Source organism: Gordonia jacobaea, from assembly GCF_001186365.1.
In the GTDB taxonomy this organism is placed as follows: Bacteria; Actinomycetota; Actinomycetes; order Mycobacteriales; family Mycobacteriaceae; genus Gordonia; species Gordonia jacobaea.
Map to the genome: position 1 here is coordinate 235,785 of NZ_LDTZ01000019.1, position 14,514 is coordinate 250,298.

General features: G+C 63.1%; 13 protein-coding genes. 6 read left to right on the top strand and 7 right to left on the bottom strand.

The features are described from left to right. Positions 1-22 precede the first annotated feature (22 nt). From ABW18_RS16250 to ABW18_RS16270, 4 genes are all read right to left on the bottom strand, one after another. Positions 23-793: a maleate cis-trans isomerase family protein gene (locus ABW18_RS16250; RefSeq protein ID WP_049700008.1), complete on the bottom strand. Its 771-nt coding sequence runs from the start codon at positions 791-793 to the stop codon at positions 23-25. A 163-nt stretch (positions 794-956) separates the two neighbouring features. After that, positions 957-1,403 carry a hypothetical protein gene (locus tag ABW18_RS16255; RefSeq protein ID WP_152930109.1) on the bottom strand — a complete coding sequence of 149 codons (447 nt, stop codon included), beginning with the start codon at positions 1,401-1,403 and terminating at the stop codon, positions 957-959. Between the two features lie 770 nt (positions 1,404-2,173). Then, positions 2,174-2,470: a WhiB family transcriptional regulator gene (locus tag ABW18_RS16265; protein ID WP_049700118.1), complete on the bottom strand. Its 297-nt coding sequence runs from the start codon at positions 2,468-2,470 to the stop codon at positions 2,174-2,176. Positions 2,471-2,577: 107 nt separating this feature from the next. Continuing rightward, positions 2,578-3,177, bottom strand: a complete 600-nt coding sequence (locus ABW18_RS16270) for a DNA-3-methyladenine glycosylase I (RefSeq protein WP_049700011.1) — start codon at positions 3,175-3,177, stop codon at positions 2,578-2,580. A gap of 92 nt (positions 3,178-3,269) precedes the next feature. Here ABW18_RS16270 and ABW18_RS16275 point away from each other — a divergent pair, with 92 nt between their 5' ends. Then, positions 3,270-4,895 (top strand): dihydroxyacetone kinase family protein, encoded by a 1,626-nt coding sequence (locus ABW18_RS16275; RefSeq protein WP_049700119.1) that lies wholly within the window; start codon positions 3,270-3,272, stop codon positions 4,893-4,895. 187 nt (positions 4,896-5,082) lie between these two features. Next, a complete protein-coding gene (gene sigK, locus ABW18_RS16280; protein WP_049700012.1) occupies positions 5,083-5,652 on the top strand; it encodes an ECF RNA polymerase sigma factor SigK in 570 nt (189 codons plus the stop codon). 149 nt (positions 5,653-5,801) lie between these two features. Here the strand turns inward: sigK and clpB are convergent, their stop codons facing one another. After that, complete coding sequence (gene clpB / locus ABW18_RS16285; RefSeq protein WP_049700013.1) at positions 5,802-8,354, bottom strand: ATP-dependent chaperone ClpB; 2,553 nt, start codon at positions 8,352-8,354, stop codon at positions 5,802-5,804. Positions 8,355-8,674: 320 nt separating this feature from the next. On the opposite strand from clpB, the gene ABW18_RS16290 reads away from it, so the two are divergent. Then, positions 8,675-9,355 (top strand): response regulator transcription factor, encoded by a 681-nt coding sequence (locus tag ABW18_RS16290; protein WP_049700014.1) that lies wholly within the window; start codon positions 8,675-8,677, stop codon positions 9,353-9,355. A gap of 11 nt (positions 9,356-9,366) precedes the next feature. Here ABW18_RS16290 and ABW18_RS16295 read toward each other — a convergent pair whose 3' ends face one another. Next, positions 9,367-10,710, bottom strand: coding sequence for an ATP-binding protein (locus ABW18_RS16295; protein ID WP_049700015.1), 1,344 nt, complete (start codon positions 10,708-10,710; stop codon positions 9,367-9,369). A 182-nt stretch (positions 10,711-10,892) separates the two neighbouring features. Here ABW18_RS16295 and ABW18_RS16300 point away from each other — a divergent pair, with 182 nt between their 5' ends. Further along, a complete protein-coding gene (locus ABW18_RS16300) occupies positions 10,893-11,648 on the top strand; it encodes an ABC transporter permease (protein ID WP_049700120.1) in 756 nt (251 codons plus the stop codon). Positions 11,649-11,682: 34 nt separating this feature from the next. Here the strand turns inward: ABW18_RS16300 and ABW18_RS16305 are convergent, their stop codons facing one another. Beyond that, positions 11,683-12,492, bottom strand: coding sequence for a phosphatase PAP2 family protein (locus ABW18_RS16305; RefSeq protein WP_083444432.1), 810 nt, complete (start codon positions 12,490-12,492; stop codon positions 11,683-11,685). Positions 12,493-12,805: 313 nt separating this feature from the next. On the opposite strand from ABW18_RS16305, the gene ABW18_RS16310 reads away from it, so the two are divergent. Next, positions 12,806-13,666, top strand: coding sequence for a COG4705 family protein (locus tag ABW18_RS16310; protein ID WP_083444433.1), 861 nt, complete (start codon positions 12,806-12,808; stop codon positions 13,664-13,666). Positions 13,667-13,692: 26 nt separating this feature from the next. Continuing rightward, a complete protein-coding gene (locus ABW18_RS16315; RefSeq protein WP_049700018.1) occupies positions 13,693-14,406 on the top strand; it encodes a metal-dependent transcriptional regulator in 714 nt (237 codons plus the stop codon). Positions 14,407-14,514 lie beyond the last annotated feature (108 nt).

Below are 14,514 nucleotides of genomic sequence, written 5' to 3' on the forward strand. Positions count from 1 at the left end.
CTCAACCCGATATCGGAGTCGCTCACGCGGCGCGTGCGAACAGCGACTGGTCGGCAGCAGGTACCGCGTAGGAGTGAGTGATCCCTGGCGACAGCACGCCGGCGTCGACGAGCGTCGCCCACGCGGTCACCTGGTTGGCCGAGAGCACCGGCTTGCCGAGTTCGGCTTCGAGTGCGCCGAGGACGTCGTAGGTCCAGAGGTTGGTGCAGGACACGAAGATCGCGTCGGCGTCCGGATGGTCGGCGCCACGGATCAGATCGGCCGTGACCGAATACGGAATGGTCCAGATGTCGTGGTCACGACCGAGTCCGGCCTGCGCCACCACGCTGCGTCCGGCCTGCGCGAGAAAGTCGCACAGCAACCCGGTGAGCGCATTCGTATAGGGCGTCGCCACGGCTATCCGACTGATTCCCAACGCATCCAACGCGCGTAACAGCGCTTCCGACGTCGTGACCGCACGCTGCGCACCGGCACCCAACATGCAGTTGGAGAGTTCGACCGCCCCGGAGATGCCGTAGACAAAGCTGCCCGACGCACACGCGTACGCGTATGCACTGGGCCGAACGGCCGATATCGCGCGCACCGCCGCCGCGATCTCGGCGTGGTTGTTCAGGTCCTTGCACATGTCGACGTCGACCGGAGCGTCGATGAATCCGGTTCGGGTGAAATACAGCGAGACGCCGTCGGGCATCCAGCGCCACAGCTCGCGGTCGAGAGCCATATCGAACGGGCAGACGATCCCGATGCCAACCTGCTCGCCGGGGCCATCACCCCACCCGAATTCGTACTCCATGCAGGCATGATGACACATTGTCGGATTGTTGACAGTTTGAGCGCACAAGTTTCCCGACCTGCTGCTGAGCCGTGTGGGTAGCCGGCGGAAACATCGAATCGCAGGAGTCAATCCTCGCCCGCTTCGCCGCCCGACAACGTCCCGGTCGACGTGCACCCAGACGTTATGTCCTGTCCGGGATGCTGCGCTGCGCACTCGCTGGCACAAAGTAGCGGCCTGCAAGCGCGCCGACGCCCATCAATCCGTATGCGACGAACAACGACGTGACGAACACATCGAACTGTCTATCTGAAAGTCTGGGATACCCTCCGTCCCAAATCATCATGATTATCCCGTCCCCTGTTACTCCCACAAGCACCAAACCAAGCGCGATACGTTGCGACATTTCAGGGATATACGCAGAAGTTTTTCCTAAGAGTGCGGGTATTGCAGTTGCACCGACTCCAGCCAGCGCAGCAAGCAGAGCGAACGCTATCAGGAAAATGGCCGCCGCAGCCCTGCTCTCCGGCACCACCGCTTCGCCAAACAGTATAAAGAATGTGTTAGCAGCCAACCAAATGACAAATCCGGCGACTACCGCGTAGATTGATACTGACTTGTCAGACTTCATCACGCCCTAATTTCTGTAGAGTCGGACCCCAGCTAGGCCATCACGGGAAACGTTGCCCAGCAACGTATGGAAGTCATCCCGTCCATTTATTCAGAGATATCGGATAGTGAGAAACAGTCGAAGGTTCCCTCATACTGCGCGCGGCCAGCTCTGTCGCGCATACCCCTCTTCGCTCTAGAGGCAAATTGATCCAGTAACCACGGAGCCATTCCTTCGATCCGATCGACCTGCAAGTAGTGGCTCGGGTCATTTAGCATGAGTCTCATCAAATAGGGATTTGATACCGTACGAGCAGTTGCCCTCGAGCCAGCGGTGTCCCACTCTTTCTCATATCGTCTTAGTCGCCTTGACCGCTCAAGCTCCTTCGTCTCAAATGTGCGCCGCGTCATACGTTAACCGTTGCGACTACGTTGGGTTGCGGAACTAACGGATATGGCTGGATTGGGTCGCAACACCCCGGGCTGACCACACCGACCTCTCCATCACCTGGACCAGCACCCGCACAGGCGAAACCATCACCACCTACCCACGGTGACCACCTGGCCGGGGTGACATCGTCTTGTCGCATGAGCCCGATCCGTATGACAGTTCGGCCGGATTCCGGGGTCGACGTCCTACGGATCGCTGGGCGGTCGAGCAGCACCCCGACCCGGCGCAGCGCCGCAGATCCGTATGACAATCTGGGCGGATTTCCTGGGTCAACGTCATACAGATCGCCAGCCCCAGACACCGTCTCGGGGGCTACAGCCGAGGGTCGTGCCCGTCCATGGTCAGGCCGCGGACTTGCGCGGGCGGCCGGGAGGACGCTTGCGCGCGATCACCGCACCACGCTCGAAGATCTCGCCGCCCCAGACACCCCAGGGCTCGGCACGATCAAGCGCAGCCTGCAGGCACTGCGCCCGCAGCGGGCAATCGGCGCACATCGCCTTGGCGCGCTCGAGGTCACGAGGGTCGTCGGCGAACCACAGGTCGGCGTCGGCTTCCTGACACGGAAGGGCCGATGCGCTCGGTGCCGCACTGACACAGTGCAGGCCGCCGCAGGTCCGCAGCACGCCGGGAGTGGTCAGTGACGGCACCTGGGCGCGACGCATGGCGCGTGGGTGGTGCGATGAACATCTGGCATCGGCGGTCATGCTGACGAGGCTAAAAGTTCAACCTCACTCGAAGTCAAGGGTCACTGCAACGCCAGATAGTCCTCGATGGCCGCGGCAACTGTCGGTCGGGTCACGCAGTCGTAGGCGTGGTCGTTGACCATCCCCGACGCCTGCATCAGCGCGAACATCGTGGTCGGACCGACAAACTTCCACCCGCGCTTCTTGAGGTCTTTCGAGAGCCTCGTCGAATCCTCCGACAACGTCATCGAACCCGGAATATGTTCTGCCGCAGGCGCGTACCGCCAGAAGAAGGATTCCAACGACCCCTCGGCATCGATGAGTTCGCTAGCCCGACGCGCATTGTTGATCGACGCTTCGATCTTGCCTCGATGACGAATGATCCCGGCGTCGCCGAGAAGACGTTCGACGTCACGCTCGGTGAAGCGCGCGACTTTCTCGACGTCGAAACCCGCGAATGCGGCTCGGAAGTTCTCGCGCTTGGTGAGGATCGTTCGCCAGCTCAGGCCGGATTGGAAGCCCTCGAGGCAGACCCGCTCGAACAGCGCGGTGTCGCCGGTGAGCGGAAATCCCCACTCCGTGTCGTGATAGGTCGTCTCGGGCTCGACAGCTGCCCAGGTGCAGCGCGACAAGCCGTCGTCGCCAACGATCACGTCCACCATGTGTCCTGCCTCCCAGTCCGCCGCCGCCGAGCGTATCGCGGGACTCCGACACTATCGGCACCTCCATCCGCTTTACCGATACGGTGGATTGCGTGAGCGACTACATCCTGAATTCACCGGGCACCTTCATCACCGACTCGCTCCGCGGTTTTGTTGCCGCTCACCCTGACATCGTCTGGCAGTCCGACCCCGGTTTCCTCCACCTGCGCGAGCGCGACGGCGAAAGCAACGTCGCCCTCGTCTCCGGCGGCGGGTCAGGCCACGAACCCATGCACTCCGGAATGATCGGCACCGGCATGCTCGACGCCGCGTGCCCCGGACTGGTCTTCACCTCGCCCAATGCCCTGCAGATCGTCGGTGCCACACGGTGGGCGGACCGCGGCGCGGGCGTGCTGCACATCGTGAAGAACTACACCGGCGACGTCATGAACTTCCGCATCGCGCGGCACCTGGTGCGCGATGACATCGAGACCGATCATGTGATCGTCGCCGACGACGTGGCATCCGACTCCGCAACCGGCCCCGGTCGTCGAGGAACCGGAGCGACCATCCTGGTCGAGAAGATCTGTGGAGCCGCAGCAGCTCGCGGCGACGATCTCGGCACCGTCGCCGACATCGGCCGGCGCGTAGCGGACAACGCCCGCAGCATCTCGGTGGCCTATCACGCGTGCACCATGCCGTCGAAGTCGGCGCCGACCTTCGAGCTCGACGCCGACGAGATGGAGTTCGGCGTGGGCATCCACGGCGAAGCAGGCCGTGAACGCACCGCCCGCGTCGGTGCCCGTGAACTCGTCAATCGCATGGTCGACCCGCTGGTCGACGCACTCTCACTCACCCACGGCGAGGAAGTGATCTGCCTGGTGAACGGCTTGGGCGCCGCCCACCCACTCGAACTCGACCTCGTGTTCGGAGAGGTCGTCGCAGATCTTGATCGTCGCGGGATCTCCATCGCCAGGCCGATGGTCGGAACATTCGTCACGGCCCTCGACATGCGTGGCGTCTCGATCACCCTGCTGCGAGCCGACGACGAGATCGTGTCGCTCTTCGACGCCCCGACCACCGCGCCGGGATGGGCGGCCAATCCGGCGCGTGGTACTGCCCCGCTGAGCGACACCACGTTCGCCGAACCGTCGGACTCCGCAGACGACGGAGCCGAGAACGAGTGGCTGACACGTTTCGTCCGACACGTCCAGGAGTCGATCGACGACCTGACCGAGCTCGACCAAAAGGCAGGTGACGGCGATTTCGGAACCAACATGGAAGCCGCGCTGTCGCACTTCAGCCTTCCGGTGCGCGGTACCGACAGCCAGGTATTGAACGCCATCAGCACGTCGTATCTCGTCCGGTCCGGCGGGACGTCCGGCGTCATCTTCGGCGTGCTATTCCGCGAGTTGGCCAACGCCTTCACCGAGACTGACGACGTCGAGGCCGCGATCCGCGAGGGTTCCTCGCATGCGCTCGCAGAGATCCAGGATCTCGGCGGCGCCCAGGTCGGTGACAACACGATGGTCGACGCTCTCAGCCCGGCCGTCGACGCGTTGGAGAATGGCGACTCTCTCGCCGACGTCGCCCAGAAGGCTGCTGATGGCGCCGAATCCACGCGTGACACAACCGCAACGAAGGGTCGAGCAAGCTACGTCGGCGAGAATGCGCGCGGCGTCGTCGACCCGGGTGCACTCGTCGTTTCCTGGCTCTATCAAGCTCTGACTGACGACTGACGCGTTCATCCATGAAAATCGTTAACCTATAACGTCCCGTCGCGTTATTACTTCGTGACCGCGAGTGCCCTCGGTTTCGAGTTCGTCGCAATCCGCCGTTGCCCCTGACGGTCTTCGCCTCCGAAGACCTAGCGTTTAGCCCACGTCGAGAAGTCGGCGCTGCGCACTACGACAACAGGAGCTCGACATGAGTGATTCAACGGGACGCCTGTCTGCACTGCTCTCCCGCATCGCCGAGGGAGACGCGCACGCCTTCGCCGCCTTCTACGACGAAACCAGTCACCGTGTCTACGGCATGGTTCTGCGGATCGTGCGCGATCGCGGCCTCAGCGAGGAAACCACGCAGGAGGTCTTCCTCACGGTGTGGCGGTCGGCGCACACTTTCGACCCGGAGTCGGGTTCGCCGCTCGGGTGGCTGATGACGCTCGCGCACCGACGAGCCGTCGACCGGGTTCGCTCGGAGACCGCGGCAAAGCGTCGACTTCACGTCTACAGCACAGCCGAACAGTCCACACGGATCGAACACGACGTCGTCAGCGAATCGGCTGAGCGTCGCGAAACCGTTCGCGAGGTGCGATCCCTGCTCTCACGGCTGACCGAACTGCAGCGCGAAGCCATCGAGCTCGCCTACTTCCGCGGTATGACCTACCGCGAGGTGGCCGACGAACTCGGCGTCGCGCTACCCACCGCGAAGTCACGCATCCGGCAGGCCCTCAAGCGTCTCGAGCCGCACATCGCGGCGGTTCCTGCCGCCTGAGCACCTGCACGCGCACAGAGTCCCCAAACCGCAAGGCCCCCTCACAAAAGAAAGGTCCCGACCCAAGAATGGGTCGGGACCTTTCTGGCCTGTCGGCGTGTCAGCCGTGTGGGCGTGTCAGTGCTGCTGGCGTGTCAATCCTGTGGCGGTCAGTCCAGAACCAACCCGTCGCCGTCGGCGCTCACGTTGACCGGCACGACGTCGCCGTCGCGGACGTCACCGGCGAGCAACGCCTTGGCGAGCTTGTCGCCGATGGCCTGTTGCACCAGGCGACGCAGCGGACGCGCACCGTAGAGCGGATCGAATCCCCGCTCGGCGAGCCATTCCTTGGCCTTGGGCGTGACCTGCAACTCGAGGCGACGCTGTGCGAGCCGCTTCTGCAGTTGGCCGAGTTGGATGTCGACGATCGACACCAGTTCCTCCGGGCTCAGCGCGTCGAAGATCACGACGTCGTCGAGTCGGTTGATGAACTCCGGCTTGAAGGCCGCGCGCACTGCCGCCATCACCTGGTCCTTGTCGCCGCCGGAACCGAGGTTCGACGTCAGGATGAGGATGGTGTTGCGGAAGTCCACGGTGCGGCCCTGACCGTCGGTCAGGCGTCCTTCGTCGAGAACCTGCAGCAGGATGTCGAAGACGTCGGGATGAGCCTTCTCGACCTCGTCGAAGAGGACCACCGTGTACGGACGACGCCGCACAGCCTCGGTCAACTGACCGCCCTGCTCGTAGCCGACGTAGCCGGGAGGTGCACCGACAAGCCTTGCGACGGCGTGCTTTTCGCCGTACTCACTCATGTCGATGCGCACCATCGCGCGCTCGTCGTCGAACAAGAACTCCGCCAGCGCCTTGGCCAGCTCGGTCTTGCCGACACCCGTCGGTCCGAGGAACAGGAACGATCCCAGCGGCCGGTTCGGATCGGCGACGCCTGCGCGTGCACGCCGCACGGCGTCGGAGACCGCGACGACAGCGTCTTTCTGACCGATGACGCGTTGTCCCAGTTCGTCTTCCATGCGCAGCAGCTTGGCGGTCTCACCCTCGAGCATCTTGCCCGCGGGGATGCCCGTCCACGCCGACACGACCTGTGCGACGTCGTCGGGGCCGACCTCCTCCTGCAGCATCACGTCTTCGTCAGGGTCGGTGCCGGTCTTCTCGATCGCGGCCTCCAACTCCTTCTCCAAGCCCGGAATCTTGCCGTAGCGCAGCTCGGCGGCGCGGCCGAGATCACCGTCACGCTCAGCGCGATCCGCTTCTCCGCGAAGGCGTTCCAGCTCTTCTTTGGTGTCGCGAACGGCGTCGATGGCGGTCTTCTCCGACTGCCAGCGCGCGGAGAGCTCGTTGAGCTTCTCCTTTTGATCGGCCAGTTCCTGACGCAGCTTTTCCAGACGTTGCTTCGACGCTTCGTCGTGCTCCTTTTCGAGCGCGACCTCTTCGACCTCGAGGCGTCGGACTACACGCTCGACCTCGTCGATCTCGACGGGGCGCGAGTCGATCTCCATTCGCAGGCGCGACGCCGCCTCGTCGACGAGGTCGATGGCCTTGTCGGGCAGGAAGCGCGAGGTGATGTAGCGATCGGAAAGTGTTGCGGCAGCGACCAATGCGGAGTCGGTGATGCGCACACCGTGGTGCACCTCGTACCGTTCCTTCAGGCCACGCAGGATACCGATTGCGTCTTCGACGCTCGGCTCGCCGACGTACACCTGCTGGAAACGACGTTCCAGTGCGGCGTCCTTCTCGATGTACTTGCGGTACTCCTCCAAGGTCGTGGCACCGACGAGTCGCAGCTCACCACGAGCAAGCATCGGCTTGATCATGTTGCCCGCATCCATGGCGGAATCGCCTGTGGCACCGGCACCTACGATGGTGTGCAGCTCGTCGATGAAGGTGATGACCTGTCCGGCCGATCCCTTGATCTCGTCGAGCACGGCCTTCAACCGCTCCTCGAACTCGCCGCGGTACTTGGCGCCCGCGACCATCGATCCGAGGTCCAACGAGACAACGGTCTTGTTGCGCAACGACTCCGGCACGTCGCCTTCGACGATGCGCTGAGCGAGCCCCTCGACGATGGCGGTCTTGCCGACACCTGGCTCACCGATCAACACCGGGTTGTTCTTGGTACGACGACTGAGCACCTGCACCACACGACGGATCTCGGAGTCGCGCCCGATGACCGGGTCGAGCTTGCCCTCACGGGCAGCCGCGGTCAGGTCGGTCGAGTACTTCTCCAGCGCCTGATAGGTGGATTCGGGGTCTTCGGATGTCACGCGCGCCGTGCCACGGACAGCGACGAACGCCTCCTGCAGCGCCTGCGGGGTTGCGCCGTTGTCATGCAACAGCTTGGCGACGTCGGAATCACCGGTCGCCAATCCGACGACGAGGTGCTCGGTGGAGACATATTCGTCGTTCAGTTCGGTCGCGAGCTGCTGGGCGGCCGTGACCGCCGCGATCGACTCGCGGGAGAGTTGCGGCTGAGCGCTGGCACTCGACACCGTCGGCGCCCGATCGACCATCGCCTGCGCCTGTGCGCGAATAGTCGACGGATTCACTCCGACCGCCTTGAGCAGCGGCGATGCGATCCCATCGGACTGGTCGAGCAAAGCCACCAGGATGTGGGCGGGACGTACGTCGGGGTTACCAGCAGCGGCCGCCGCCTGCACGGCAGCGCTCAACGCCTGCTGTGTCTTGGTGGTCGGGGTGAAGCTGTCCACTTCGTGGTACCTCTTTCTCTACGTGTGCGTTCTTAAGTCTCTGTGGCTCAATTATGGCCACTCGAGTTGTTCAACGCGAGTAGAGTTGAGTCCATTCCGCTCAGGTTTGGTAGTTTTGTGACTTAAGTCACTGTCGATGGCTCGCGGCGGCGCCCCCGGCCGACAAATGTGTGTCGAATCGAAGGATGTGGGTGCTGCAGCGCCCACATCTTTATGTAAGACACACATCTACCGCCCCCTCGGCCCACACGGGGCCACTCAGCGTCTCCACAGCGGCGATCGCGCACACTGTGTTCGAAGAAGAGGGCGGTGAATGTGGCGTGCGCATCCTTGTAGTCGACGACGACCGTAACGTCGCCGAGACGGTCCGCAGGATGATGGTGGCCGAGGGCTGGGTGGTCGACGTCGTGCACGACGGTGCGCTCGGCCTGGAGAAGGCCGCCTCCGAGCGCTTCGATGTGATCGTGCTCGACATCATGATGCCGGGCCTCAATGGATATGAGGTCGTGCGCTCGCTACGGCGTTCTCAGGTGTGGACACCGGTGTTGATGCTGACGGCCAAGGACGGCGAGTACGACCAGGCCGACGCCTTCGATTTCGGCGCCGACGACTATCTGACCAAGCCGTTCTCGTTCATCGTGTTGATCGCGCGCATGCGCGCACTTGCCCGCCGTGGCGCACCCGAGCGACCAGCAGTGCTCACCGCAGGCACCCTGTCGCTCGACCCGGCAGCCCACGTCGCGTCCCGTGGCGAGACCGAACTCACCCTGACGCCAAGGGAATTCAGCATGCTGGAGTTCCTGATGCGCCACAAAGGTGAGGTGGTCACCCGAGCAGAGATCCTCGACTCCGTCTGGGACGTGAACTATCGCGGCGACGAGAATGTCGTCGAGGTCTACGTAAGCTATCTCCGCAAGAGAATCGATACCCCGTTCGGGTGCAAGGCAATTCAGACTGTGCGCGGCGTCGGATATCGCCTGGCGGCCGACGGAGGCGGCTAGGCGCGTACGGGCTAGTCCAAGGCCTGCTCGACGCTCAGCCGAAAGCCGACGGCTGCTCCCCCACCATCGGCGTCGGTGATCACCACGGTCCCACCGTGGGCGCGGACGATCTCCGAGACAATAGCCAGTCCGAGACCCGAACCGCCCGATCCGCGCTGCCGCGAGGCGTCGAGGCGCACGAACCGCTCTGTGACACGGGCTTTGTCGTCGTCAGGGATACCGTCACCGTCGTCGGCAACCGTGATCGTGACTGTGTGATCCGCGACGTCTCTCGACATCGTCACCGACAGACGACTCGCGGCATGACGCGCAGCATTGTCGGCGATGTTGCGTAGCGCGCGTGCGAGCTTGTCTGCGTCGCCGCGAACCCGAGCGGCAACGATTCGAGCGTCGACGACGTGATCGGTCACCGCGTCGAGTCGGGTGACTTCTGCACTGACGATCTCGTCGAGATCGACGTCATCGAGAAGTAGTGGCACTCCACTTTCATCGGCGCGGGCAAGAAGCAGGAGATCGGCAACCATCTGTTGAAGGCGCAGAGCATCGGGGAGCATCACGGAATCGACCGTGTCCGGATCGATGGGCTGGCGTTTGACACTCGAAAGATCCAGCAGCCCAACAAGTGTGGTCAGTGGACTGTTCAGCTCATGCGACGCATCGTTGACGAACTGCAGTTGCTGCGTTCGTGACACCTCGATACGGGCGAGCATCTCATTCATGGTCACGGCCAGCGCAGACACCTCGTCGCCCGTAGCGGGTACCGGGACCCGTTGGGTGAGGTCACCACCCGAGATCTCCTCGACGCGTGCGCGGATATCGTCGACGGGACGAAGTGCGCGCCCCACGAAAACGTAAGTGAGGAAGGCCATTCCGACAACGACGAATGGAAAGACGATGGAGCACAGTATCCCGAGCGCGACAACGGTGGCATTGATGGGCGCCTCTTCCGCGCCGACCTGGATGGTGAAGACGCCTTCCGGCGTCTTGACCCCGTAGGCGCTCGCCTGGAATTCCTGCTCGGTGTCGGTGGCGTGCGCGCCGTGAATCGTCAACCGCTGCCCGGCGGCCAACGGAGGCGACATCGGTCGCGAGTAGACGGGTTTGTTGACCAACCTCAGAGCACCCGACTCGTCGGTGATCTGTACGACCGCAATGTTCTGACCGCTCGCGAGCAGCGCCTGGTCGATACCCCCGACACCTTCAGCCGACAACGAGCTCGCTATCTGCTCTGCGCGCGCGAATGTGGCGGCATCAGCACTCCGCAGCAACACGTGATGTAGTGCTTCGACCATGATCACCGCGGCGATTGCCAACGCGCATGCGACGAGACCGGTCGCGAGAAGCGTGAGCCGCATGCGTACGGGACGAGTCCAGGCGACAAGTCGGCCAAGAATCGTCCTTGCACGCTGATACACCTTCCGAAGCCTAGTCGGCCGTATGTATCCATAGTGGCGCTACTCAGCGTCCCCTAAGCTTCTACCAGCAAGGATGCCCCACATGTGTGTCGGTCGTCCCGAGTCGGCAGACGGAGCCGCTCGTGAAAGCTGACCACACCGTCGTCCATCTCGGTCCAGCCCTGGCAGTCTCCATCGCAGTGCTCGCCGTGATCGCGATCGCCGTCAACCGATACAACGATCGCGCACTCGCCGCTGCGACCGCACGGGCCGCGATCCGCGCAGTCTGCCAGTTAGCTGCTCTGGCAGCAGTATTGGCGCTAGTCATCCACGCCCTGTGGGCATCGGCAGTGTTCGTGGTCGTCATGGCGATCACCGCCGCGGCGACCTCGGCAGGTCGCGTGTCAGCAGCACACCGTGCGAGCGTGCGGAAGACAATCCGGTGCCTCGTCCCGGTAGCAGCCAGCACCATCCTGATCGTCGTGACACTGGTTGCTGTGGGCGTACTACCCGCCACTGGCATCGCGATCATCCCGACCGCCGGAATCATGTTCGGAGGTGCGATGAATACGACGTCGATCGCCGGCAAACGTGCGCACGATGAACTCCGCACTCGGCGCGGCGAGGTCGAAGCCGCGCTGTCACTGGGCTTCTCGTCTCGCGATGCCCGACTGGAGATCATCAGACCCACCGCCGCAACAGCATTGATTCCCGGACTGGATCAGACCCGCTCCGTTGGCCTCGTCACCATCCCGGGCGCATTCGTCGGGATGGTTCTGGGTGGAGCCTCAACCACTGCGGCGGCGATCATGCAACTCTTCGTCCTGATCTCGTTGCTGGCCGTGAGTGCAGTGGCCGCGTTGGTCACTGTCGAAATGGTTTCCCGAGATCTTGTCTGACAGAGGAGAAGTGGGGTGCCACCGGCCTCCCCGATCAGTGGTGGGCAGAAAACCACTCCGCATACTCGGTGGCCCATACACCAGCCAGGTGTCCTGCCTGTCGCGCCGCGGACGCTCCATCGGACATGCCGTCACCGTCGACTGCCAAAATCACCGCGACGGCACTGAGAACCAACAGGATCGCCACGACGAGGACGCTGCGTCTTCGGGACGACCACTTCGCCACTGCCAATTCAACGATAGGGAGCACGAGTAGCGTTGCAGCGCAGGCGACAACAACAGCAGCGACCACATCTGACATCCACTGAACACCGAGATACAGGCGCGTTGCGCAGACGAACACAACCGCGACGACGGCGCACACCCACAACGCAGTGCGAGCACCACCGCCCGCCGACCGTGCTACGAGGGACGCCGCGGCGACCACCAGTGCAGCAGTCCCAGCCACGTGGCCAGAGGGAAACGAATAGGTGGTTTCCAATACGCCCACCTGGTCTGTGACCGGCGGACGCGGGCGCGCCACCAGCACTTTCAACGTCGCACACAGCGCCCCGGCGCTTGCGACTGTGGCAACCAACATGACGGCGCGCAGGACACTCGCATCGCGCACCAGCAGAATGATCGCCGCCAGAGCAGTCCAGACGGCAACCGCAAACGGGCTGAAAACCTGCATCGCGACGTCGACGACCGAGGTCCGGTGAGGCGTATGAAGTCTTGTCGTCGCCGACATAATCATTGTGTCAATGGGCAGTGGGCCGCCGCCAGATATGCGCAGGGCAACACCCGCAACCACAAGGACAAGAACTAACGCCAATCCGCCCGACACGCGAATGTAGCTCGACATGATGTCACTATTGATCAGCAGCCCTGTGGAGATGCTGAGTCACGCTGAGCGCAAGGGCTATTTAGTACACGGCTCATCTGCCGTCGCCGTTCGACGAAGCCGCGGGCCATCTCAACGGGCGCTGAGTTTCTTAACCGGTGCTGAGTCCGATTCGCAGCCGTGCCGCGGCCTCAATACTGTTGGCGGCGTCGGTGATTTGACGCGGACGTGGAGTCCTTCAATCACCCTTCGTACAAGCGGCTTTCGCGACGACGCGCAAGCGCGTCTCCCTTCCGGAAACCCCCACTTCCGGAAACCTACGATAGGAATCTCTATGTCGGAGTCCTCTCACGACGCTTCGGCGTCAGTGGCGCCTACCGAAGCGAAGTCGCCGAGCCGAATTCGTGTCGGCCTGAACGAGCAGCTGGCCATCAAGGTGCCCGCGATCGGCGTCATGTTCTGGGTTGTCAAGATCGTGACAACCGGTATGGGAGAGGCGATGTCGGACTATCTGGCGACATTCGGTCTTGCGGTTCCGGTGGTCGTGGGCGTCGTCTGGATGGGTATGAGCTTGTGGCTGCAGCTCCGGTCGCGTGCCTACCACGCACCCACCTATTGGTTCGCGGTAGCGGGAGTGGCAGTGTTCGGCACGGTCGTTGCCGACGGGCTGCACGTCGTCGGACTGTCCACAACGGAAACAAGTCTTGGCTACGCGATCGCTCTCGGGCTGTGGATGACACTGTGGTACCGAACCGAACACACGCTCAACATCCATGAGATCACCACGCGACGAAGAGAGATCTTCTACTGGGGCACAGTCCTGTTGACCTTCGCGCTCGGGACGGCGTTGGGAGACTGGAGCGCATTCTTCCTCGGATTGGGATTCGCCGGCTCGATCGTGCTCTACGCATGTCTCATGGTGGTGCCAGGCGTGGGCTGGAAGTACCTCCACCTCAACGCCGTCGCCGCATTCTGGACCGCGTACGTGCTCACCCGCCCGCTTGGTGCGTCGGTGGCTGATTGGCTCGGCAAGCCGCAGCCGATCGGACTGGGTTTCGGCGACGGTGTCGTCGCCATCGGATCGCTCGTCCTTGCGACCATCCTTGTCGCATTCCTTTGGCTCACCGGGTCCGACGACCCCAACAATTCCGCACCTCGTGCCCGGACTCTCCAGCGCGCACTCAGGGTCTCCTAAGCTCATCACCGGCATCATGCTCGCTGATGACAACACAGGTTACGGCGACCGTCGCAAACTACCTTCGTACCATCTTCGACCTTGAGGAAGATCGCGTGGAGGTTCGTCGCGCACGCATCGCCGAACGCACAGGAAACAGCAAAGCATCTGTCGCCCAAATGCTTCGGAGAATGAGAGATCAGGGGTTGCTCGACTTTACCGACGAGCGGCTCGTGGTTCCCACCAAGGCGGGGCGCGATCTCGGCGTCGCGTTGACCAGGCGGCACCGACTTGCCGAGAGGATGCTCGTCGACGTCGTCGGCCTACCTCGCTTACAGGCTCACCGAGTTGCGTCGGGCTGGGAGCTGTCCATGGACAAAGCCACCGAAACTCAACTCATGCACCTGTTGCGGTACCCAACCACCGATGCCTGGGGAAATCCGATACCCGCTCTCTGGCAACTAGGCTTTCACGATAGCCCGATCCTGCTACCCGGCCTCCCACTGTCCGAGGCCGTACGTGACACAGGCTCCGCCAGGCTATCGGTGCAAGCGTTCTCCGAGCATGTGCTCAACGACGAATCCGCCATCACACGTCTGCTTGAAGCGGGCATCGAACCGGGCGCAACCATCGTCGCCAGAAAGCAGGGCGCTGCCGTGTCCGTGTCCGGCGACGAATCAGTCGATCTTCCAACACAATTGGCGGCCTCGATTCGTGTGACGCTGCTCGGCGCCGCGGACGCGGATGCATACACCCACTGATCGCCGCGGTCGCGCGACCGTCTCCCGATCCACAAACGTGTGTCGAATCGAAGGATGTGTGTGCTGCAGCGCCCACATCCTCACGTAAGACACACATTTACTGCGCGC